The sequence below is a fragment of the Litorivivens lipolytica genome, from assembly GCF_014191715.1.
Taxonomy (GTDB): domain Bacteria; phylum Pseudomonadota; class Gammaproteobacteria; order Pseudomonadales; family Spongiibacteraceae; genus Litorivivens; species Litorivivens lipolytica.
The window spans coordinates 737,981-758,461 of record NZ_JACHWY010000002.1 but is presented as its reverse complement, the minus strand read 5'-3'; the positions used below and the strand labels follow the sequence as shown (position 1 = coordinate 758,461).

Genomic DNA, 20,481 nt, shown 5'->3' with positions numbered 1-20,481 from the left:
GATCCTTCTACCCAAAACCGGGGCAGGTCGACAGTTCAAGTCTGTCCGGGCCCACCAATCCCTTTCCAAAAGCTGGTTAGAGCATCCGACTCATCCTTCTACCCAAAACCGGGGCAGGTCGACAGTTCAAGTCTGTCCGGGCCCACCAATCCCTTTCCAAAAGCTGGTTAGAGCATCCGACTCATCCCTCAATATAGTTAGTCCTCCCTTACCCCAACAAAGCAACCGTATTGCGTTCCCCCTACACGACTATGTAGAACCACGGATTTCTGAGTGTGACTTTGTGAACAATACTGTGTGCAGTAGTAGGTGCTTTACCAACTCCACAAGGAACCTGAGGGGGGGGGAGCGTTGCAATATCTGACGTACACACGGAGAACATAGCGTGGGCGAACCCCAGCAGACTATCAAGGTGTTACTCGTTGAGGACAACGAAGACGATTCGATGCTCGTCCTCCGCGCACTTAAACACCATGGCTTCGACCTGCAGCACACAATTGTTGAAACCGAAGCGCAATACGCAAAAGCCCTATCCACTGCGCCTGATATTGTTATATCCGACTATAACCTGCCCAAATTCAATGGCTTACAGGCCCTGAAAATCCTCAAGAATCAATCACCTGAGGTACCGTTTATTCTGGTTTCCGGGTCAATTGGCGAAGAGCTTGCCGCAGAGGCTATGCGTACTGGCGCTAGCGACTACTTACTCAAAGACTCCTCGCTTTCTCGACTGGGCCCCGCGGTGGAAAGAGAGCTTAGAGAAGCTAAGTCCCGACGAGCCAAGCAAGCAGCAGAAATGCGTGCAATGCTCGCCCATCAGGCCCTTGAAAACTCCACCGAAGGCGTTTTTATAACCACACCTGACTTGAAGGTGCTTTATGTCAACAAGGCCTATTGCGAAATCACAGGGCACGACGCCAGCCTGTTGATCAACAATCCGATCACAGGAGTGTTCGACGAGGGCTATACCGGCGATTTTGTCCACGATCTCTGGGCGAGTTTAGCGAGTCAGGGCTCATTTAAAAAAGAATTCAACAATCACCGCCAAGACGGAGAGCTATACCGTCAGTTGACCAGTATCAGCGCCATGCGCGACGAAGACGGCGAGATATTTAAACTTATCGGCACGATAACCGACGTCACTCAAGTTCGGGATTACGAGGCAAAACTCGACTTCCTGGCCTTTCACAATGAAACCAGCGGGTTGCCGAATCGCAGACTACTGGAAAAATGTTTTCAGGAAAAACGAGAAAGCACCAACAACCCCAATCACGTTCAAGCTGTTATTTTCTTTGATTTGGACAACTTCAAGTTAATTAACGACACACTCGGCCACAGTGTCGGCGACGAACTTATCAAAGAAATCGGCGAACGAGCGCAGGATGCCCTTCGAAACAGCGATATCGTCGCCCACCTTAGTGGCGACGAATTTGCAGCAATCGTATCCGTGAAATGTCGAGAAGGCGCTATGCAGGCTGCCAATAAATTAATGGATGCCTTTCAAGAGCCCTTTTTGAGCCCTCATAATCAAACACATATTTCCGTCAGCATTGGCGTAGCGCTGTGTCCCGACGATGCCGACAACCTGGAAGCATTATTGCAGTGTGCTGATCAGGCCATGTATTCCTCCAAGCGTCAGGGCCGCAATACCATCAACTTTTATTGCGCAGAAGATGATCAGAAAGGCTCAAATTCACTGAATGTGTTAAACGCACTTCACAGTGCAATTCACAACGACGAATTTAAGATTGCCTACCAACCGGTGATGAACCTTCAGTCTGGGCTGGTGGAATCCGTCGAAGCCTTGATCCGCTGGCCAAACGCGCAATTTGGCTACACCTCGCCCGAAATATTCATTCCGCTGGCAGAGAAGTTCGGCCTTATTTGCCAGATATCCGACTGGGTACTGGAAAAAGCCTGCTTACAGGGTGTGGAATGGCGAAAAAACCAGATTTTTGATGGGAGAATCGCCGTCAATTTGTGTGCGCGCGAACTACGCCTACCCAACATCGTCGAGCGGATCACCGGCGTGCTTGAAAAAACCGGCCTGCCCCCGGAAGCTCTGGCCCTGGAGATCACCGAAGGCACCATGGTGAGCGCCCCCGACAAAGTGGGTTCGGTACTCCAGACGTTCCGGAATATGGGAATCTCTATCTATATCGATGATTTTGGCACCGGCTATTCGTCGTTAAGTTATTTGCCGCAACTCCCTGCCAATGTGCTCAAAATTGACAAATCCTTTATTGAAGGTCTCTATCAAGAAGAGAAAAATGTGGTGATAGCAACTACTATTCTACAGATGGCACAAAACTTGGGAATGGCAGTGATAGCCGAAGGCGTTGAAACCGCAAGCCAAATGCAGTTCTTGCGCAAAAAGGGCTGCAGCCACGCTCAGGGCTATTATTTCGGCGAGCCAATGCTGCCAGCAGCGTTTCAGGACTTTGCGTGCCAGATTAAGTCAACGATGGATTTGTCTGACCGAACCGACTACACCGCATGACTCACCCGCAGTTAACTCAACCAGCGGGTAGTATCCCGCTGGCGAGGCTACACATTATCGTTGGTGCACTGATGTGCATCATGTCGATCTTTGTGTGGATACAACTTAAAAACGTGGATCGTGAAAACATCACCCAACTCACGGCCAGCGAGCTTCATAACTTTGTCTTTGCCACGGATATCGCCGTAAAACACCAACGTTCAATTTTAGAAAGGCTTGGCCAGCGCTGGGAAATGCGAGGAGGAACCCCAAAACAGGAATTCGCCGCAGATGGGCAAAACTACGTCTCAGACGAATCTGGCATGTTTGGCATGGCTTGGGCAGACGACAGCTTTACAGCCCAATGGGTTATTCCCGATCGCGTTGCTGATCAGATTCAGGGGCTAACGCTGGCATTTAATGAGGCCATGACGCAAAGTCTGGTTAAGGCCCGTGATGAGAGAATCACGACCCTGACCGAACCGGTTTCGCTTCGAATTGGCGGCTTCGGTTTTGCCATTTTTTCGCCGCTCTTTGTCGGCGATACGTTTCAGGGCGTCGTTACCGGCGGCTATAACTACGATAGTTTTTTCGAAGGCCTGTTGCCAAAAAACATACAAGGAAGCTTCTCCTTCGTCATTAAGCAAGACGGCACCACCCTGTACGAAAAAAAACACGGTATAGAGGCTAGCTCATCGCCGTACAAACAAACGGCGACCGTTTCGGCAATTGGCAACACCTGGTCAATCACCATATGGCCCAGCCCGGAACTTATACGAGACATGCGTTCACCCTGGGCAGATGTCGTGCTCGTTGCCTGCCTACTCTTTACCTTGCTTCTGGTTGCCGCGCTTCGCCTCGGCGCCGGCTTGCAGAATTACCTCGGTGTGATACAAAAACAGAATGAAGCGCTCGCGATTGAGATTAACGAGCGTTCGGCGGCCGAGCACCGCGCCGACGAGTTAAACCGCTCACTCGAAGAACACACCAAAGAACTGGAGGCCGCCAATAAAGAGCTTGCCGCATTCAGTTATTCTGTTTCGCACGATCTTCGGGCGCCGCTGCGCAGTATGGATGGTTTTTCCCGCGCCCTGCTCGAAGACTACGAAGACAAGCTTGACGACATGGGTCGCGACTATCTGAACCGCATACGCCGCGCCAGCGAGCGAATGAACGATTTGATTGAAGCGATTTTGACCCTCTCCAGAGCCACTCAGGGAGAGCTGAAACGGCGACCTATCGATCTATCGGAAATGGCGCGAAGCATTATCAGCGACTTACAGAACACCCAACCTGAACGCTCCGTCGACGTTGAGATCGAAGATGGCATGACGGTTGTCGGCGACGACAGAATGCTGCGCGTGATGCTGGAAAACTTGATCGGTAATGCGTGGAAATATACCGGCAAATGCGAGCAGCCAAGGATCGAAGTTGGAAAGACCTTGAAAAACGATGCAGTCGTCTATTTCATCAGAGATAACGGCGCAGGTTTTGATATGACCTATGCCGACAGACTATTCACGCCCTTTCAACGATTGCACAAGAAAACAGATTTCGAAGGAACCGGCGTCGGTCTCGCCTCTGTCAGACGGATTATCAACCGTCATGGCGGTGAAGTCTGGGCCGAGAGCCAGCTCGACGAAGGAGCGACATTCTATTTTACCATGGACAGCAAGGAGCGCTTTTTATGAACAGACCCATCCTGATAGTTGAAGACGATCCCGATGATGAAATGCTGATGCGGCGCGCATTCAAAAAGATCAACATCGCAAATCCTATTGATGTGGTAAATGATGGCGAAGAAGCCCTGCACTATTTATTCAGGACCGGGCCCTTCCAGGACAGAACAACGCCAGCGCCTCAGGTGGTCTTGCTTGATATCAATCTGCCGAAATTTGACGGGCTACAGGTTCTCAGCCGAATTCGCGAAAACGAAGCAACCAAGATGCAGCCCGTGGTCATGCTGACCTCTTCCGATGAACAGGAGGATCTGCTGCGCAGTTATGAGCTGGCTGCCAACAGCTACGTTCGCAAGCCTGTCGACTTCGATCAATTTGCGCAGTCGGTAACCAATATCGGTTTATTCTGGATGCTGGTTAATAACCCGCCACCGGAAGGCTAAATGCTTAATCGCTTGCGTGGTTAACCGGCACCATTTACGTACACTTGTACACTTAAAGACCAGAGTGCTACTATTCGTAGCCATGTCAGATAGCACCGCTCTTACCGAAGCCCGCCCGCCTCAGCAAGCCCGAGGACGAGAGCGGTTTGAGCGCATACTGGAGGCTGCCGAAGCGCAGTTGCTGGCGCGTGGCGCCAGCGAACTATCCATCCCCGAGCTGGCCAGTTCGCTCGGCTATACCCGCACCAGCGTCTACCATTTCTTCCCTACCCCCTACGCTATTCTCAATGAGCTGACACGAAGACACCTGTCTGCCATTGAGGCGCAAATAGAAATCATGAGCCAAAACACGGCCGACAAAGCGTGGCAGGACGTGATTGGGGAGGTATCTGACCTAGTAAGCAACTATTACAACACCCACCCTGTCGCAGGCGTTCTGATACTTGGCAGTGCCGCCAGCACAGAGAGCCACAAAGCCCTCCAGCTTACCGTGCTCTCTCTCGGACGCTATGTTGATAGGCTGATGCGTACGGTTGGCGTCAGGCTGCCCAGTGGCGAACTGGATGCAAAATCATTGACTGTCGAGTTGGGTACAGCCTGCCTTAGGCTCTCCTGGTTTTTGCACGGCCGAATCACCGATGCCTACCGGGCCGAATGCAAGCGGGCAATCATGGCTTACCTTAACCAATTCATCACAACCGAAAATCAACCATGATGGTGGTGATAGTGAGGACGAATTCCACCCAGCCTCCGAGTGTAATCTCGTAACAAAGTGACCAGCTCCATTCGCGTGCGGGGTACCTGAACGCAGTCGCGGCAAGCTAGCCAATCGCGGGCAGTAACTTCAAACCGGTCTTCGACCTTGAACTCGCCGGTACTTTCGCGGCGCTCCTTATCTGACATCCCTAGCGGTGGCGCGCCGACAAACTCGACTGCAATCTTGCCCGGCGTCACCTCATAACGCGCAAAGCCGATACCGACAAATTCACTGACAGACCACGCCTGTGGGCCGTCGGCATCAAACAATCGAATTGAGGCGCCTCCCGTACCTACCATCACCTGAAGGTAGCCAAGCGGATTGACTTGCCCAAAACTCATGGGTTGAGAGCGCTGATAGATATGATCATGTCCCACCAGCAGTAGATCGACGCCATAGCGCACGATGATGTTTTCTTCGAGCGCGACGAGCGCAGGATTCGCCGGGCTGCGACCGTCCTGATCGGTCCAGATAGGGAAGTGCTGCATCACCACGATAAAATCAATCTCGCCCGCGGCACGACGCACTGCCGCCAGCGATAAATCTGCCTCTATATTAAGCAGTTCTTCCGGCAGCGTGCCGTCATTGATCAGTGCGCCCGCCGTGGTCACCAGAAAATGCACACGGTTGACATCAAAGGAGTAAAAACTGCTACCGGGATTGTCGCCGGTAATTATTGATGTAAAAGGTTTTCCGGGGTGGGTAAACCGGTTTTTGAAGGCATCGCCACCGAAATCCTTTTCTTCGTGATTTCCGGGTGCCGCCAGCATGGGACGCTGAGCCAGCAGCGCTTCTTGCTGATCAAACCAGGTATCCCAGACTGTTTGGGTACCATCCGCATACGACAAATCGCCCGCAATGAGTACTAAATCCGATGGGGTTTTCAAAACCTCGTCGGTCACCAGCTTAGCAAGTGGACCGGTACCTTGATCACCGTAATGAATAAAGCTCCAGGAATCGCCCGGTATTGGCTGCACCACGCGAACGGGTGACCAGCCCCCGATATCCGAGCCGATACGATAGCGAAACGCTTTGTCTGCAGGGAGATCCCCGGCACTGGCCCGATGCGTAAGCGCCTCAACGCCCGTGGTAGGCTCAACACGACTCTCGATACGGTGTCTGAACGGCGTGTTAGCGATAGCCTCCTCATCCATTCCCGACTCCACGCTATCGAACTCAAGAAAGGAAATCGGCGCCTGATCCCCGTCAGTAAACCAGGTCACGCTACGACTGGTTTGCGCGTGACCGGTGAAACTGACATGAGCTCCCCGAGGCGGATGACTCGCAGCCGGTGGTGTGACCGGCGGATTCGTCGGTTCTTGCGGGCCGGGGTCAGTGAGACTGATCGGCGACGGGCTGTCGCTGTCTTCTCCACAGGCGATCAACGCGAGAGACGATGCGCTGGCAGCGAGAAAACGGCGGCGGGAATACTCAGACGAGGACATGACACAACTCCACTTCACGTTGCGCCGAATCCTATCGCCCCAATGTGACAGCGACGTGAAAGGTCCGTTAATCGCGTCCCGGAGGGACGCTCAGAAAGCCCAGGTTACATCGACACCGTACACCCGCGGGTTACCGTAACCCTGATTAAAAGTACCAATGGAATCGGTCACCGCGACGGTGCTGTTAATGTAGCGCTCATCGAGGATATTGGTGCCATAGGCGGTGACGCGCCAGTCACCCGCATCGTTTTGCCAGGTCAGACGCAGGTCAACCAGTACATACTCATCGGCACCGGACTTGTCATCGTCTTCACGATAAATCTCGGCGGAGGTCGCATCCAGGCCAAAGAACACGTCGCCCTTGTAGCTGATATCTAGTCGAGGCGTTAGTATGCCGATGGCCGTCGGGAAGCTCATCTGCAATCCCAGCGAGGCACTCTCTTCCGGCGAGGCGGGGAAGGGTTCGCCACTGCGATCTACCGGCACTACATTGTTGCGCAGGGCCAACTCCTTCAGGTTGGTATCGTCAAACTCGCTGTAAAAATAATTGTTGTTGCTGTAGTTCAGCGTTACCAGCGCGCCGGGGAATGGCAGCCAGCTAAGTTCCATTTCAGAACCGCGAATGGTCGCCTCACCGGCATTGGTAAAGACCACAATCAGGTTGCCGGCACTGTCCTGAGACACCGTCACCAACTGAATGTTCTGGTAACCCATGTTGTAGGTCGCCATATTCAGACGCATGCGCCGATCCAGCAAATCCATTTTCAGACCGAGTTCAAGGTTGGAGACTTCTTCCGGTTCAATACGGGCCAAACCATCCACGCCCCGCGGCTCCGAGAAACCCGATTTAAAACCATCGCTGTAGGTAAAGTACGAGGTCAGCGCGTCAAAGGGGGTGTTTTCCAGCTGGTACTCGTCAAACACATAACTGAGCGACAGCATCGGTGTAACCTGAGTGAAGCGCTCGTCGGCCTCAAAGAAGCTCGGGTTATCGGTATCCATTTTGTAATCGACGATACCGTCACCGTTGCGATCACGAAAAACCTCCGTGGCAATACCCACCGGGTCTTCCAGCCAGGAGCCGGAAAACGAAAATAGGCCGTCGGTCTGACCACCCGCCAATGGGCCCAAGGGGCCGGGCGGGGTTAGCGGCGTGAATCGGGGGTCCGCGGCTTGCAGTCTGGCGCTTAAGTCCTGCAGATCCGTGCCGATAACTTTCAGTTCGGATTTGCGAATTTCTTCGGTGTAGCGCACTCCCAAGGTCAGCTGAAGAGATTCGGTGAGATCGTAGGATGCCTGTACAAAGGCCGCGTAGGTGGCGTTGTCCAGTTCAAAGTCTGACTGCAGGAGTGGATCACCCGTGAGCGCCCCCACCACCGGCGCTGTGCCGAGGGGAGAGCTTGGCCGAGTTGGGTCCTGCCCAGCACCCAATTGCAGCAGACTGCTGTTGTCGATACCGATCAGGTTTGTCAGCAGGGTAAAGGTCTCGGTATTGCGCTCAGCGGCGGCAAACAGCCCGGTCGTAAAATTAAGTCGATTATCCAGTGCCGACCCGTTAAGTTGCAGCTCAAGACTGTAAGAACGCCGAATACTATCTTCGTTGTTGTAGGCCTCAGAGTACTCCGCCGGCCCGCCATCGTTGTCGGCGGTTTGAATGGGGCCTTCCTTCGCGCGACGCACCCCAAGAATCGCTTTGAGTGTATAGTTTTCAGCAAAATCCCAGGTGGTGGTGGAGCCAAACAGAACCGATTCAAAATTCTGTTCCAACATCGGGTTGGGGCCCTTGTCCGCGGTGAGATCACCCTGCCGCTCGCGGCTGTTGGACTCGCAATTCTCGCGGTAGGCACGCCCCTCTGAAGCGTCGGTATCACCCGCCCACAACAGCGCCAGGCCGTCGACAAACAAGGCCTCGTCGCGAACGATATTGCAGTTGGTATTGGTTAGCTTGCCGCTGGAGTCACCGATAAAGAGGAGGTTCTCCTGAGTCAGCGTGGCGCTCGCATCCCAGCGTGTCTGGAACAAGGCCGACAAGCCCTCTTCCGAATTGCTGCGCGAATCGTCACCCACATCTTTCATAAAACCTTCGTTATACACACCGTTGAACGCGATGCGTGTAAAGAAAGTATCGGTCACCGGAAGATTGACACCGGCGCGCAACTTACGGGTTTCATAGCTGCCGAGACCAGCCTCTACGTAGCCTTCAAACTCTTCGTGAGGTTTGGCCAAGGTCAGCACCAACGCACCGCCCGTCGTGTTCTTGCCGAACAAGGTACCTTGGGGGCCGCGCAATACCTGCAAGCTTTCAACATCAACCGTATCGAGCAGCTGACCGTCCGCGCGCGGCAGAAACAAGCCATCGAGATACACACCGACGGTAGGGTCTACCCGTACAAAACCCGTTCGCTCACCGATGCCGCGAATATAAATCTGATTGCCCTGCCCCTTGTTGATCTGCAGGGAAGGCACACTTTTGGAAAGATCCGCCACATTGTCGATACCCGCCTCACGCAGATCATCACCGCTGAGCGCCGTCACCGCCAAGGGTGTTTCCTGAATGTTTTCTTCCCGCTTACGCGCGGTAACTACAACCTCCTCAATAATATCGCGAACGACATTGCGATCTTCGGATTGCGCCGACACCCACACCGGGGTTGCGAGAAAACAGAGTACTGCGGGAACAAGGCGACGCATGACATCCTCTTCGTGGCAGCCATCAGGCTGCCGTCATTATTATTAAAATTGCAAAAACGGTGCGCTCAGGGTTTAAGCAGTTCCAAACTGCTCTGATCCACTTGAATCAAACCTCGTCGGGGTCGATCCAGATCAATGATGATGAAGACAATCAGGGCGATCAGGAACGACACCATAACTGTCGGTGCCATCACCCGCCGGCCGCTGAGCCCACTGGAATACCCCAGTATTCCACCGGAACACAGAAACACCACAAACAACAGCAGGATGACCACTTCCGGCACATGCATGTCGAGCAGAGCGTTGCGTTTACCCTGAGCATCTATCATGCCATTTAACGAGTTGATAAAGGCGCCGGATTTCACCGCAAGCGGCTCTTCATTGGCTGCCTCAACCGCCAGCTGCCACAGGGCATTCTGCAGCCGAGCCACCTCGCTGTTATAAACTTTACGCTGCTCGAACTGTGTCAGATCTATCTTGCCGGCTGAAATACGCAGCTCGACATAGTCATTCAGCAAATCGGTGGCGCTAGCCTGATATCGCTCAGGCAAAAGCTGCGCCCGCAGCTGCACCGTTCCAATGGCGTTAGCTTCACTGATCAAGGCGTTGTTGCGGGCGTCATAGCGCTGCATCGCCATACTGAAGGTAAAGCCCAATAACAGCGCCAACAGACCGAGAATACTGGCCTGGATTGCCCCCGTCAGCGTTTTGATTTCTTCATCGGTCTGACGCTGTACAAAACGGCCGATTCGAAATCCCGCCTCATTGCCAACAATAATCAGCAAAAAGAGCACCAGCGTTATGGTGACGCTGGAGTATTCAAACAAAAACGGACCACTCATCATCGGGCCTCACCCTTCAGGAAACGAGCATCAGGCTGCTCGAATGCCGATAGTAACAGCAGCCGATAGGGCTTTGCCTGCGCTTTTTCGGGAAAAGGCGAAGAGTTACCGGAGGCCGCGTCAACAGGGCTCCGGCCCCACCATGTTCAATTCAGATAATGCTCCCGGTATCCCGCAAACTGATGTTTCAAACCTTCTTCGGTAAAGCCGAACTGCTCCAGGGTATATTCGTGGCTGGGCCGGTCTTCGCGCTTGTTAACCTCGCGCCAGTGCTGCATGGCTGCCTTGGCTTCTGCGGTAAAACTCATACCGATAAACTCGTAAACCGCCTTGGCCGGCACGGTTGGATCCACGACGGTGTCCTTGTACCAGACATCGATAAAGGAATCCGGCTTGAGTTTGCGGGTCTCCAAGGTGTGCGCCATGCCGCGCGCGTACTTGGCTGCCCACTGTTCACCCACCACTTTGGGGTCGGGGTCATCGGCGCACATGATCCACAGGTTGTAGTTCATACTCGCCGCCGACGGAATGGTCTGCAAAGGGTCGCGGTGAGTCTGAATAATCTTGGCATCCGGGAACACCCGCAGCAGCGTGGCGACGTGATGCAAGTGGTGCGGGGTTTTCAACAACCAGCGCTCGGCCTGCTGGCCCTGCTGTTTTTTCTGCCATTGCAAGCTTTGCAACTGGCGCTTGAGGTATTCATAGCCCGGCGTATTGTCGTGGGTATCATTCCACTTGCCATAGCTCGGTACATTACAGAAGGCATCGGGCACCGTGCTGTAGAAGCTGTGCTCCAGCAGCATGATGTCTTCGTCTGGGGCGACCGGATCCATCGGGTGAATCGCAGCCAGCTCCGGGTTAGCCTCAAGCATCGCCGCAATTTCCTGCTCTGCTTCGGTCTTGCGCTGATCGACTCCGCCGGCCTGCCAATCCAGATAAGGCGCGGGATTACGGACTTCGTACCAGAGTGGCGCGTAAAAACGGGAGTCACTGGCCAGCACCCGATGGAACATGGTCGAACCCGTACGCTGCAGACCGATGATCACCACTGGCGCGTTGATTTCCTCATCGAGTATCTCCGGGTGACGGGCAATCCAGGCCTCGGTGCGCAGCCGATTGCAAAGAATATTGAGAATCCGCTGGTATTGCGTAAAGCGACCAACGGCATTCAGGTTCGCCTCTTCATTCAGTGCCTTAACCAGCACTTCAAAGGGCTCACGAAAGGACTCGTCACCAAAATCGCTCAGTCCGGTCGCGTCTTGCGCCGCTTGCAACAGGCCCTCTACACTCAGTTCGACCTGCGGAATTTCCTGTTCTGACATTGTCTCTACTTCCTTAATCTTTGCGGTCTGGCTTACTTCAAACTGTCGGTTTTTACGACACGGGTCGTCGGATGAATAATTTCGTCGGCACCAATCCAGCGAAAGGCCAGCGTGCCCTGCCGGTGCCCTGCTGTGGTCAACCAGTTCGGATGGCCCGGGTTATGCTCGCCGATAACGATCTGAACGCTGCCGTCGTCGTTGTAGTGTGCCGTATGCTTGTTGACGTGGATTTTCAGGTAGCGGTAGTCCAGTGACTCCATCCAGTAGTTATCCACCTGCAGGTTCCAGTTGTCACAGGCGGGCACCTTGGGGAGCTCAATCACTAGCGACTCGTCTTCTGCCAGATCGTAATAGCTGTGGTAATAGAAAATATTAGGGTCACCACCCAGCTTCTGACAGTAGGCCTGATCCGCCGGCGGCAGTTCGTTGGGTTTATCCAGGAAGGACTGGGCCCAGTCGGCAAACAGTGTGGCCGTGCCTTGCACAAAACCGGCGGTTTTCAGCAGGTTTTCCGCCAGCTGTTCAGGCGCCAGGGGGGCTGGAACTTCGCCCTCTTCGCGAATGCGCTCAATTTTAAGATCAGCGGGTTGTTCTCCCTTGCGATCCAGGAAGGTCTGGCGCACCAGCACTGCAACCGTGTCTTCGGTGATTTTCAGCCAGTTACCGGGTTTCGGCTCGCGGCTTAGAATAAACTCGATGGTGCCGTCGTCGTTGACCTGCAGCCCACCGTGGGTGTCGATTGAACCCACCGAGCGCATATTGGCATCTTCGTCTTCGTAGCCACCGGCAATCGCAATCAGCCCTAGATAGGCCACAGTGCCGCGGGTGCCGGTAATCCGGTAGTCGTGTTGGCCGTTGATCTCGGCGCGCTCGTAGAGGTTGTCGGGGTTATCGGCGCCAATTTTTGCGGTTTCATGAGAGGGCCGGTAAAAGGTCGGAAAATCCCGATCGTTGCACTCCATAAACATGTCGAGGGCGATACGGGTCAGGCGAGTCAGATAGCGCCAACCTTCGGCTCGGGTAAACGCATCGCCGGGCGCTTCGGGGCGCATAATTTGCTTGCCGCTGGCCTTGAGGGTGTCGCAGAAGGTGTCCCAGGCGGAACCGTCTTCCACCGAACGAATTAGATCCTGATCGGACATGGGCTGACTCTCGCTATTATCGATTCAATGAGAAAATTCTCACTGATCCGACTGCGCGGGTCATCACCCAGACAGGTGAACGCTTAAGCGAAGCTTACAATCAGAGCATTACCAACAGATAGATTGCGTGGCAGAGCGCGCCCAGCAACACACCGCCCCAGACGAAGGGCGCGGCTTGTTTGGGGTCGCGGGCGAGGAAAGGCGGCAACCGGTCTTTTACCACCGCGGCCACAACCGTCCAGAGCGTGTGCAAAGCGGTGATAATCGCCACGGTAAACCAGAAAATGGTGATCGAATTTAATTCCATGGCTGCGCTGTCCTCACCATCAAGCTCCCTCGATTCAACTGTTCACCTCGCTAAAATCCAGTTCGCGGTTACCGAACTGCTCACGAATCGACGCGTACCAGCCCGACGGATCCTCGAGATCCCCGTCCGCCGTCAACGGCGGGTAAGCCAGCGCATAGTGTTCGCAGAAATGCCTGAGCTTGGGGTAGCCCCACTCGAAAAACAGACGCTGGTAAGTCTTTTCGTCTATCCGCACCGCATCATACAGCCCGGCGAGCTGTCGCTGACGCTGGGCCTCACTCAGAATAATACCCGCCGCGACCGAGACGTTAAACGATTGCACCATACCGACCATGGGAATAGTGATTTCCGCATCGGACAGGGCCTGCCCCTCAACGCTCACACCTTCCTTTTCAGCACCCAATAAAAGCGCGGTGGGACGAGTATAGTCGATCTCGCGGAAATCCACCGAGTGAGCCGAGAGATTCGCCGCAACAATCTGCACACCCTGCGCCTTCAGTGGCTGCACCGCGTCAGCCAGTGCGGTATAGCGGTGCACCTTGACCCAGCCATGACTGCCCTTGGCGGTACCACGAAAAGCCTTGTACTCCTTGTCACCGATCACGCAGTGCAGGTCCATGGCCCCGACGGCATCGGCTGTGCGCACAATGGCGGACAGATTGCGCCCCTTGTGAACATAGTCGGTGACTACACACAAATCAGGCTGACGGCTATTCAGCACCCGCTGAATACGAGCTTTGCGTTCCGGTGTCACTGCACTTCGTCTCCGGCTTCCAGAACCCAGCACCTGTCGTGAAGACGGAAGCCCAATTTGGGGTAGTAATCCTGCGCCAGCGGCGCTGCCAGCAGGATCAGGCGGGCTTTACTGCCAAGTTGCTTCTGGGTCATGCGTATAAGTTCGCGGCCAATACCCTGATGCTGATACTCCCGGTCGACGGCGATATCCGATAGATAACAGGCATAGTGAAAGTCGGTCAGCGAGCGGGATACCCCCACCAGCTGCACGCCATCCCAGGCCGTGATTAGCAGATTGGCGCCATTCAGCATGCCCTGCATGCATTCCCGGTCTTCAACGGGGCGGCGCTCAGCGAGCCCGGATCGTTCCAGCAGATCAATAAACTTCACCACCGGAATGCTCTGATTGACGCGGTAGCTGATGGCCACGGCAACACTCCTTTACCACAAAGCGCTCTATGATAGTCGCAGTGCCGGGGGCTGTGAACGGCAGAATGCCCGTAGACCGGACATTTCATGTCGGCTTTTCCGTGTGAATGTCCACTATTAAGCTACGTGATCCACTGGCGCTTGCTCCCGTAGTAAGCTACAACTCAAGTAAGCAGTATCAACATTAGAGGATGAGACAGCATGATCCCACGTACCGTTTATGAATCCGAGCACGAAATGTTCCGCGAGTCTGTACGGAAATTTCTGGAGACGGAAGCCGCTCCCTACCACGAGCAGTGGGAAAAAGACGGCGAAGTCGACCGTGCTCTGTGGAACAAGGCTGGCGAGCAGGGCTTTCTGGCTCCCACGGTTCCGGAAGAATACGGCGGCGTCGGTGTTGATTTCCGTTACAACGCCATTGTGGATGAAGAATGTGCCCGTTCCGGCCTGACCGGCATCGGCTGGGGTCTGCACTCCGATATCGCGGTTCCCTACATCGTCCGCTACGGCACCGAGGAACAAAAGCAGAAGTACCTGCCCAAGTGTGTGACCGGTGAAATCGTTACCGCGATTGCCATGACTGAACCCGCTGCCGGATCGGATCTGCAAGGCATCAAAACCACCGCGATCAAAGATGGCGACGACTACGTCATCAACGGTTCCAAGACCTTCATCACCAACGGCCAGCACGCTGATCTGGTGGTCGTGGTGGCTAAAACCGACCCCTCTGCAGGCGCCAAGGGCACCAGTTTGTTTCTGGTAGAAGCCGGCACCCCCGGTTTCGAGAAAGGCAAAAACCTGAACAAGATCGGCCTGAAGGCTCAGGATACATCTGAGCTGTTCTTCCAAGACGTACGCGTACCGAAGGATGCCCTGCTGGGCGAAGAAGGCATGGGCTTTGTGTATCTGATGCAGGATCTGCCGCAGGAGCGCCTGAACATCGCCATCCTTGCGATCCACAGTGCCCAGAGCATTCTGGAACAGACCATCACCTACGTCACCGAGCGCAAGGCTTTTGGCAAATCGATTGCCACCTTCCAGAACACCCAGTTCAAACTGGCAGAGCTGGAGACCGAACTCACCTCGGCCACGGTCTTTATCGACCGCTGCCTGGAACTCCACATCGAAGAAAAACTGGATGCAGTAACCGCAGCCAAAGCCAAACTACTCAGCACCGATCTGCAGGGCAAGGTAATGGACGAGTGTCTGCAACTCCACGGTGGCTACGGCTTTATGTGGGAATACCCAGTAGCGCGCGCCTGGGCAGATGCGCGCGTACAGCGCATTTACGGCGGCACCAACGAAATCATGAAACTGATCATCGGTCGCGAACTGGTGAAGTAAGAACGGACAACGCCGGCCTTGTGCCGGCGTTTTTTATTCACATTCAAAATTATCGAAAGGGAGGAAAACAGGCAGTAAGCAATCATTGACGCAGTTTGTCATACACGCTCCGGCCTCAGGGCCAAGATAACAAGCGATAACGAAGAAGGAGAAACGTATGAACATGCGAACAAGGCTGGCAACAGCCCTGCTGGTGACCTGCAGTCTGCTCACCGGACCCGCAATGGCAAGGGATGCCAATCGAACCACTTACCCCATTGTCTTCGCCCACGGTATGGGTGGCTTTGACGATATTCTCGGCTATGACTACTGGGGCGACGACTACGGTGTTTACGTCCTCGATACCTGCTCTTGGGGCGAGTACTACTGTAACCACGACATCAATTCCGGACAGGAATCATTTGTCGCATCGGTAACACCGTTCGCCAGCTCCGAGCAGCGCGGCTACGAGCTGTACCAGGATATCCAGAACTATCTGGCCTCATCCGGTCACAGCCACGTCAACATCATTGGCCATTCTCAGGGCGGTCTCGACTTGCGCAAGGCGGCCAAACTGTTGAACGACAATCGCGGCTACCGGGTTGTGAAATACGGCATCAGTATTTCATCCCCCCACCGTGGTTCGCCCATTGCCCAATATGTGCTGAATATGCAGCCCGGCGTGACCTCCATTCTGGAGACTCTGGCTGAATACTTCGGCAACGTGATTTACGGCGGCGGCAACGATGCCATTGCAGCGTTGAAGCAGCTGGTCAATCACGACTACGACCCCAATGATGGTGTCACCACCGGTACCTACGCCTTTAACCAGGCCTACCCGGCGGGCACAGCCAACATTGAGCGCAGCCGCAGCCTGCTGACCGGTCAGGACAATGGCAACATGAACCCGGCCCTCTACCTGCTCAAAGAGCTTTGGACCGAGATCGATGGTGACGGCTACGCCACCTACGATGCCAACGGCGACGGCGCACTGGGTACCGGTGACGGCAATGCCAGCGACCACGACGACGACGGCCTAGTGGGTATCAATTCCCAGCAGATGGGCTACCGGCTAGAGTACTGGGAATGCTACGGCTGCCTGGACTATGTCTGGACCCAGACCAATACCGGCTATGTCGCTGACCTCAATGCACCGGATGCCACTCAAATGACGTCCCATGCCTGGAAGATTAATCAGGACCATCTGGACATCATCGGGGTACCGCCGGACACCTTTGACGAAATGGAATTCTACGCCGCGATCACCGACTTTATTGCCGACAACGGCTTTTAAGCGGAGGTTGTTGTGACGAAGAAACTTTCCATCACTCTGGGAACCAGTGCAGCGCTTGCTGCACTGGTTTTCACCTTTTGGCCAGAGCGTGATTCGCCTTCGCAAGAGCCAACTGTTGAACCTGTGGCAAGCATCAATGCCAAACCTGACGCGCACGCCAGCGCGCCATCCAAAGACACCAATAGCACCCGACAATGGAACAGCGACCAAGAACGCGACGCGTTTTTTATCGCTGACATGCAGGGGCGCTTTGCACCGCATATTCATATCCAGCACGCTCAGATTCGCCTGATCGAACAGGTGATTTCCTATCTGCGCGAACACTACCCTGACGACTGGCGCAGCCGTGTTGCCGCCCTATTGGGCGCCAGTTTCCCCGAACTTGCCGACGAATTGCTAAACAAATTCGACTCACTGGAGCGCTACAACGAATGGCTGCTGGCTGATCGCAAACAACTGCAGCAAATGTCGCCAGAAGATCGACGACAGGCGTTGTGGGATAAACGCTACGCGGCCTTCGGCGAGGACGCCGAGGTGATCTGGGCGGCAGAAATCCGCAACCAGAACATTTCCGATGCACTAATTGAACTGGATCAATCCAGCAGCTCCAACCTGCAGGAAAAGCTTGGCTCTTTAGTCAACGTGATCGAGCAGAACTACGGAGAACACAGCGAGGCATTCATACAGAGTCGCCAGACAGAGCTGATGAACAAGTTCATTCAGTTGCCGTCTGTTCAGTCCAGCCTGCGCGAGTTACCCGCGACCGAGCGGCGTGCCGAATTGCGCAGCCTGCGACAATCGCTGGGCATGGATGAGGAGGCGCTGGATCGCTGGGAGGCGCTGGATAACCAGCGTGATCAGGCCTGGAGTACCGGGCAGGATTATATGGCCCGCCGCGAAGATATTCTCAGCCGCTACGATGGCAGCCGCCAGCAAGAAGAACTGTACGCCCTGCAACAGAGCGTATTTGGTAATGATGCTGCGCTGATTCGACAGGAAGAAGCAGCGGGATTTTACCGCTACGCCGGTCAGCGGCGCATCGGTCGGGAGTGATCAGCGGGGCCCCGAAGGGCCTCGCGACTTACCAAAACCGCAATCAACCCATGGTTTTATTGAAGTCCCAGTAGGCCTTGAGCGAGGTCAATTTGCCCTCGTCATTAGCGGTATACACCACCACCATTTGCATCTCCACCACCGTATCACCCAGCACATTCCGGATTTCAACTACGTTGGCGCACTCATCGCCCGCCGGGTGAGAGCCGGTAATCTCAAACTTCTGCATATCACCGGGGCCAATCACCATGTCGTAAAACGCCGCAATGGCGTCTTTGCCGCGATGGCCCTTGCCGGTGGGATCGAGGGGGGATTCACCAACCGGATCCTGCACAACCGCATCGTCGGCAAACAGACTCAACCAGCCTTCGCGATCACCCGCAATAACATATTTACCAGACTGAAAACTCGCTTCCTGCGCTTTGTAGGCGTTGCCCATAGAACCACCCTCTTCTTTTTATGAGAACAGTCTGGACAGTAAAGAGGGAGGCGAGAACTTGCAATGACACGAACGGGTGAGGCAGTGATCGGGCGAGTGCAAGAGTAGGTAGGATTGGCAGTGGGCGGGACAATCGCCCCACCCGCCGCCGAGGGAGATCAAGCTCAGGGGTTGCTGTACCAGAAATCGTAATCTCCGGAGCCGCTGTAGCTGCTGACACGCCAGCGGTAGTTGCCCGAGCCGCCGTTGTAATCAATCTGCTCGCTGCTGCTGTTACTTTCAGAACGGGCCACACTACTCCAGCCACAAAACAGACTGCAGCTGTAGCGCTCCAGACGAATGTCGAAGTCGGCATTGGCCGGCCCTTCAAGCCAGGCCTGGAAGCGACCACCGTTGCTGCTGAAGCCTTGAGCAGGGATATAGACCACTTGACCGTTATTCAGGGTGCCGCCCTGATAGGTGCAGTCCGTGCAAGGGCCGGCACTCGCTTCGGTTACCGCAATGGTCTGGGTTTGGGTGTCGCTCTGACCAGCGGCATCCAATACCTGCAGGCTGACGGTGTAGCTGCCTGCAGCCGCGTAGGTATGGCTGACCTGAGCCGCAACACTGCTCGCGCCGTCACCAAAATCCCAGACGTAAGAAGAAACCCCGTTGTCGTCGGCACTTGCAGTCGCATCAAACTGACAGACCAGCTCTGTGCAGTCCACGCTCATCCGCGCCACCGGTGGCAAATCAACACCTTCGCCCGCAACCGTATTCTGTGCCAACAGGTTTGGCGAGCCTGCACCGAGCCCACTCAATTGACCCGCAGCACTCGCATTCAGCACCGCAGTGAAGACTTCACCCGGCTGGGCCTGCGGGTTGGCATTCAGATAAAGCGCCGCAATACCCGCGACATGAGGAGCCGCCATCGAGGTACCGCTCATGGTTGCGGTGCTGCTGTCATTGTTGATACCTGCCGAACGGATACTGGAGCCCGGTGCGAACACGTCTACACAGGTGCCTTTATTCGAGAAGGAAGAACGACCATCACTGGAGGTTGTCGACCCGACCGTCAGCGCCTCAGCGACACGGTTAGGCGAGCCGTTACAGGCATCGGCATTGTCATTGCCGGCAGCGACCACAAAGGTCACGCCCGCATTGATCGCCGAACGAACCGCATTATCCAGAGCGGTGCTATTACCGCCACCGAGACTCATATTGGCAACCGCCGGCTTCTGATGGTTAGACATAACCCATTCCACACCGGAAATAACGCCGGAGTTCAGGCCGCTGCCATTGCAGTCCAGCACTCGCACCGGATAGAGGGTGACATTTTTGGCAACACCGTAGACCGTGCCACCAACGGTGCCTGCCACGTGAGTGCCGTGACCATTGCAATCACCGGTGTCATCCGGATCGGCACCACTACCACCGATACCGAGAAAACCGCCGCCACCAACGGTGTTAAAGCCCGCGCCCATACGGCCACTAAACTCGCTATGCGTACCGCGAATACCCGTATCAATGATGTAGGCATGCACACCGTTACCATTCGCGGCATAACTGTAATTACCATCCAGCGGCAGTGAAGGCTGGTCAACGCGATCCAGCCCCCAGGTTGCATTCGCCTGCACAGTGGTCGCGCCAACAATGCGATCCTGTTCGATGTAATTCACCAGCGGATTCTGTGCCAACAGCGCGGCGATATCGGTTGTCATTTCCGCTACAAAACCGGTCAGGGCATGCTCGTAGATCGTATCCACACTGAAGCCATAGCTCGTCGCCAGGGTATTGATCTGCTCGGTGAGATCGCTCAGCCCAAGTACATCCAATTTGTTCAATACCACAATGTAGCGGCCGTCAACCGCCTCACCCACCCGTGCAACCTGTGATGTTGCCGTTTCCAGCACCGACTCAGGGGCTGTATTCACCGCCTCGGCTGCGGCGTCATCCGACTCGGACTGACAGCCCGCAAGCAGCGAGACACAGACCAGTGGAAACACTATTTTTTTCATAAAGGGACTCCGAACGAAGCGCAATTCGCGTTAGGCCATTGTTATTCAGAATTTGCGTAGTCAGGCGCCTGAGCGCACCAGACCGATTCTAGGGAGGGCTGGCT

17 protein-coding genes are annotated in these 20,481 nt (G+C 54.9%); 7 read left to right on the top strand and 10 right to left on the bottom strand.

Annotated features, from left to right (window positions below; genetic code table 11):
* The first annotated feature begins 385 nt into the window (after positions 1–385).
* The 4 genes from FHR99_RS11810 to FHR99_RS11795 all read left to right on the top strand — a co-directional run bounded on the left by FHR99_RS11810 (position 386) and on the right by FHR99_RS11795 (position 5,316).
* A complete protein-coding gene (locus tag FHR99_RS11810; protein ID WP_183410876.1) occupies positions 386–2,500 on the top strand; it encodes an EAL domain-containing protein in 2,115 nt (704 codons plus the stop codon).
* 80 nt (positions 2,501–2,580) lie between these two features.
* Positions 2,581–4,170, top strand: a complete 1,590-nt coding sequence (locus FHR99_RS11805; protein ID WP_183410875.1) for an ATP-binding protein — start codon at positions 2,581–2,583, stop codon at positions 4,168–4,170.
* Complete coding sequence (locus FHR99_RS11800; protein WP_183410874.1) at positions 4,167–4,601, top strand: response regulator; 435 nt, start codon at positions 4,167–4,169, stop codon at positions 4,599–4,601. Before FHR99_RS11805 ends, FHR99_RS11800 begins: the two co-directional genes overlap by 4 nt.
* A 64-nt stretch (positions 4,602–4,665) precedes the next feature.
* On the top strand, positions 4,666–5,316 hold the full coding sequence (locus tag FHR99_RS11795; protein WP_183410873.1) for a TetR family transcriptional regulator: 651 nt from the start codon (positions 4,666–4,668) through the stop codon (positions 5,314–5,316).
* Here FHR99_RS11795 and FHR99_RS11790 read toward each other — a convergent pair.
* The 8 genes from FHR99_RS11790 to FHR99_RS11755 all read right to left on the bottom strand — a co-directional run bounded on the left by FHR99_RS11790 (position 5,307) and on the right by FHR99_RS11755 (position 14,271).
* Positions 5,307–6,803, bottom strand: coding sequence for a purple acid phosphatase family protein (locus FHR99_RS11790; protein ID WP_183410872.1), 1,497 nt, complete (start codon positions 6,801–6,803; stop codon positions 5,307–5,309). The two genes, FHR99_RS11795 and FHR99_RS11790, sit on opposite strands and share 10 nt — an antisense overlap.
* A 90-nt stretch (positions 6,804–6,893) precedes the next feature.
* Entirely contained in the window at positions 6,894–9,494 is a 2,601-nt protein-coding gene (locus FHR99_RS11785) for a TonB-dependent receptor (protein ID WP_183410871.1), read from the bottom strand.
* A gap of 65 nt (positions 9,495–9,559) precedes the next feature.
* Complete coding sequence (locus tag FHR99_RS11780; RefSeq protein ID WP_246386779.1) at positions 9,560–10,339, bottom strand: bestrophin-like domain; 780 nt, start codon at positions 10,337–10,339, stop codon at positions 9,560–9,562.
* A 143-nt stretch (positions 10,340–10,482) separates the two neighbouring features.
* Positions 10,483–11,658 carry a sulfotransferase family protein gene (locus tag FHR99_RS11775; RefSeq protein ID WP_183410870.1) on the bottom strand — a complete coding sequence of 392 codons (1,176 nt, stop codon included), beginning with the start codon at positions 11,656–11,658 and terminating at the stop codon, positions 10,483–10,485.
* A 32-nt stretch (positions 11,659–11,690) separates the two neighbouring features.
* On the bottom strand, positions 11,691–12,800 hold the full coding sequence (locus FHR99_RS11770; RefSeq protein WP_183410869.1) for a DUF1214 domain-containing protein: 1,110 nt from the start codon (positions 12,798–12,800) through the stop codon (positions 11,691–11,693).
* A 100-nt stretch (positions 12,801–12,900) separates the two neighbouring features.
* On the bottom strand, positions 12,901–13,107 hold the full coding sequence (locus FHR99_RS11765) for a hypothetical protein (protein ID WP_183410868.1): 207 nt from the start codon (positions 13,105–13,107) through the stop codon (positions 12,901–12,903).
* A 34-nt stretch (positions 13,108–13,141) separates the two neighbouring features.
* Positions 13,142–13,861 carry a tRNA (guanosine(18)-2'-O)-methyltransferase TrmH gene (gene trmH, locus FHR99_RS11760; RefSeq protein ID WP_183410867.1) on the bottom strand — a complete coding sequence of 240 codons (720 nt, stop codon included), beginning with the start codon at positions 13,859–13,861 and terminating at the stop codon, positions 13,142–13,144.
* On the bottom strand, positions 13,858–14,271 hold the full coding sequence (locus FHR99_RS11755; protein ID WP_183410866.1) for a GNAT family N-acetyltransferase: 414 nt from the start codon (positions 14,269–14,271) through the stop codon (positions 13,858–13,860). Before FHR99_RS11755 ends, trmH begins: the two co-directional genes overlap by 4 nt.
* A gap of 201 nt (positions 14,272–14,472) precedes the next feature.
* Between FHR99_RS11755 and FHR99_RS11750 the strand changes: the two genes are divergently transcribed.
* From FHR99_RS11750 to FHR99_RS11740, 3 genes are all read left to right on the top strand, one after another.
* Positions 14,473–15,615 (top strand): acyl-CoA dehydrogenase family protein, encoded by a 1,143-nt coding sequence (locus FHR99_RS11750; protein ID WP_183410865.1) that lies wholly within the window; start codon positions 14,473–14,475, stop codon positions 15,613–15,615.
* Between the two features lie 157 nt (positions 15,616–15,772).
* The gene (locus FHR99_RS11745) at positions 15,773–16,888 is read left to right on the top strand and encodes an esterase/lipase family protein (RefSeq protein ID WP_425488623.1); all 1,116 of its coding nucleotides are present in this window, start codon (positions 15,773–15,775) and stop codon (positions 16,886–16,888) included.
* Positions 16,889–16,900: 12 nt separating this feature from the next.
* Positions 16,901–17,941 carry a hypothetical protein gene (locus tag FHR99_RS11740; RefSeq protein WP_183410864.1) on the top strand — a complete coding sequence of 347 codons (1,041 nt, stop codon included), beginning with the start codon at positions 16,901–16,903 and terminating at the stop codon, positions 17,939–17,941.
* Between the two features lie 43 nt (positions 17,942–17,984).
* Here the strand turns inward: FHR99_RS11740 and FHR99_RS11735 are convergent, their stop codons facing one another.
* A complete protein-coding gene (locus tag FHR99_RS11735; RefSeq protein ID WP_183410863.1) occupies positions 17,985–18,380 on the bottom strand; it encodes a nuclear transport factor 2 family protein in 396 nt (131 codons plus the stop codon).
* Positions 18,381–18,544: 164 nt separating this feature from the next.
* Positions 18,545–20,377: a S8 family serine peptidase gene (locus FHR99_RS11730; protein ID WP_183410862.1), complete on the bottom strand. Its 1,833-nt coding sequence runs from the start codon at positions 20,375–20,377 to the stop codon at positions 18,545–18,547.
* Between the last annotated feature and the right edge of the window lie 104 nt (positions 20,378–20,481).

Coding starts and splice junctions, on each gene's coding strand:
- FHR99_RS11745 (WP_425488623.1), top strand. CDS start 15,773: ATGAACATGCGAACAAGGCTGGCAACAGCCCTGCTGGTGACCTGCAGT.
- FHR99_RS11785 (WP_183410871.1), bottom strand. CDS start 9,494: ATGCGTCGCCTTGTTCCCGCAGTACTCTGTTTTCTCGCAACCCCGGTG.
- FHR99_RS11765 (WP_183410868.1), bottom strand. CDS start 13,107: ATGGAATTAAATTCGATCACCATTTTCTGGTTTACCGTGGCGATTATC.
- FHR99_RS11790 (WP_183410872.1), bottom strand. CDS start 6,803: ATGTCCTCGTCTGAGTATTCCCGCCGCCGTTTTCTCGCTGCCAGCGCA.
- FHR99_RS11750 (WP_183410865.1), top strand. CDS start 14,473: ATGATCCCACGTACCGTTTATGAATCCGAGCACGAAATGTTCCGCGAG.
- FHR99_RS11805 (WP_183410875.1), top strand. CDS start 2,581: ATGTCGATCTTTGTGTGGATACAACTTAAAAACGTGGATCGTGAAAAC.
- FHR99_RS11800 (WP_183410874.1), top strand. CDS start 4,167: ATGAACAGACCCATCCTGATAGTTGAAGACGATCCCGATGATGAAATG.
- FHR99_RS11775 (WP_183410870.1), bottom strand. CDS start 11,658: ATGTCAGAACAGGAAATTCCGCAGGTCGAACTGAGTGTAGAGGGCCTG.
- FHR99_RS11780 (WP_246386779.1), bottom strand. CDS start 10,339: ATGATGAGTGGTCCGTTTTTGTTTGAATACTCCAGCGTCACCATAACG.
- FHR99_RS11730 (WP_183410862.1), bottom strand. CDS start 20,377: ATGAAAAAAATAGTGTTTCCACTGGTCTGTGTCTCGCTGCTTGCGGGC.
- FHR99_RS11770 (WP_183410869.1), bottom strand. CDS start 12,800: ATGTCCGATCAGGATCTAATTCGTTCGGTGGAAGACGGTTCCGCCTGG.
- FHR99_RS11735 (WP_183410863.1), bottom strand. CDS start 18,380: ATGGGCAACGCCTACAAAGCGCAGGAAGCGAGTTTTCAGTCTGGTAAA.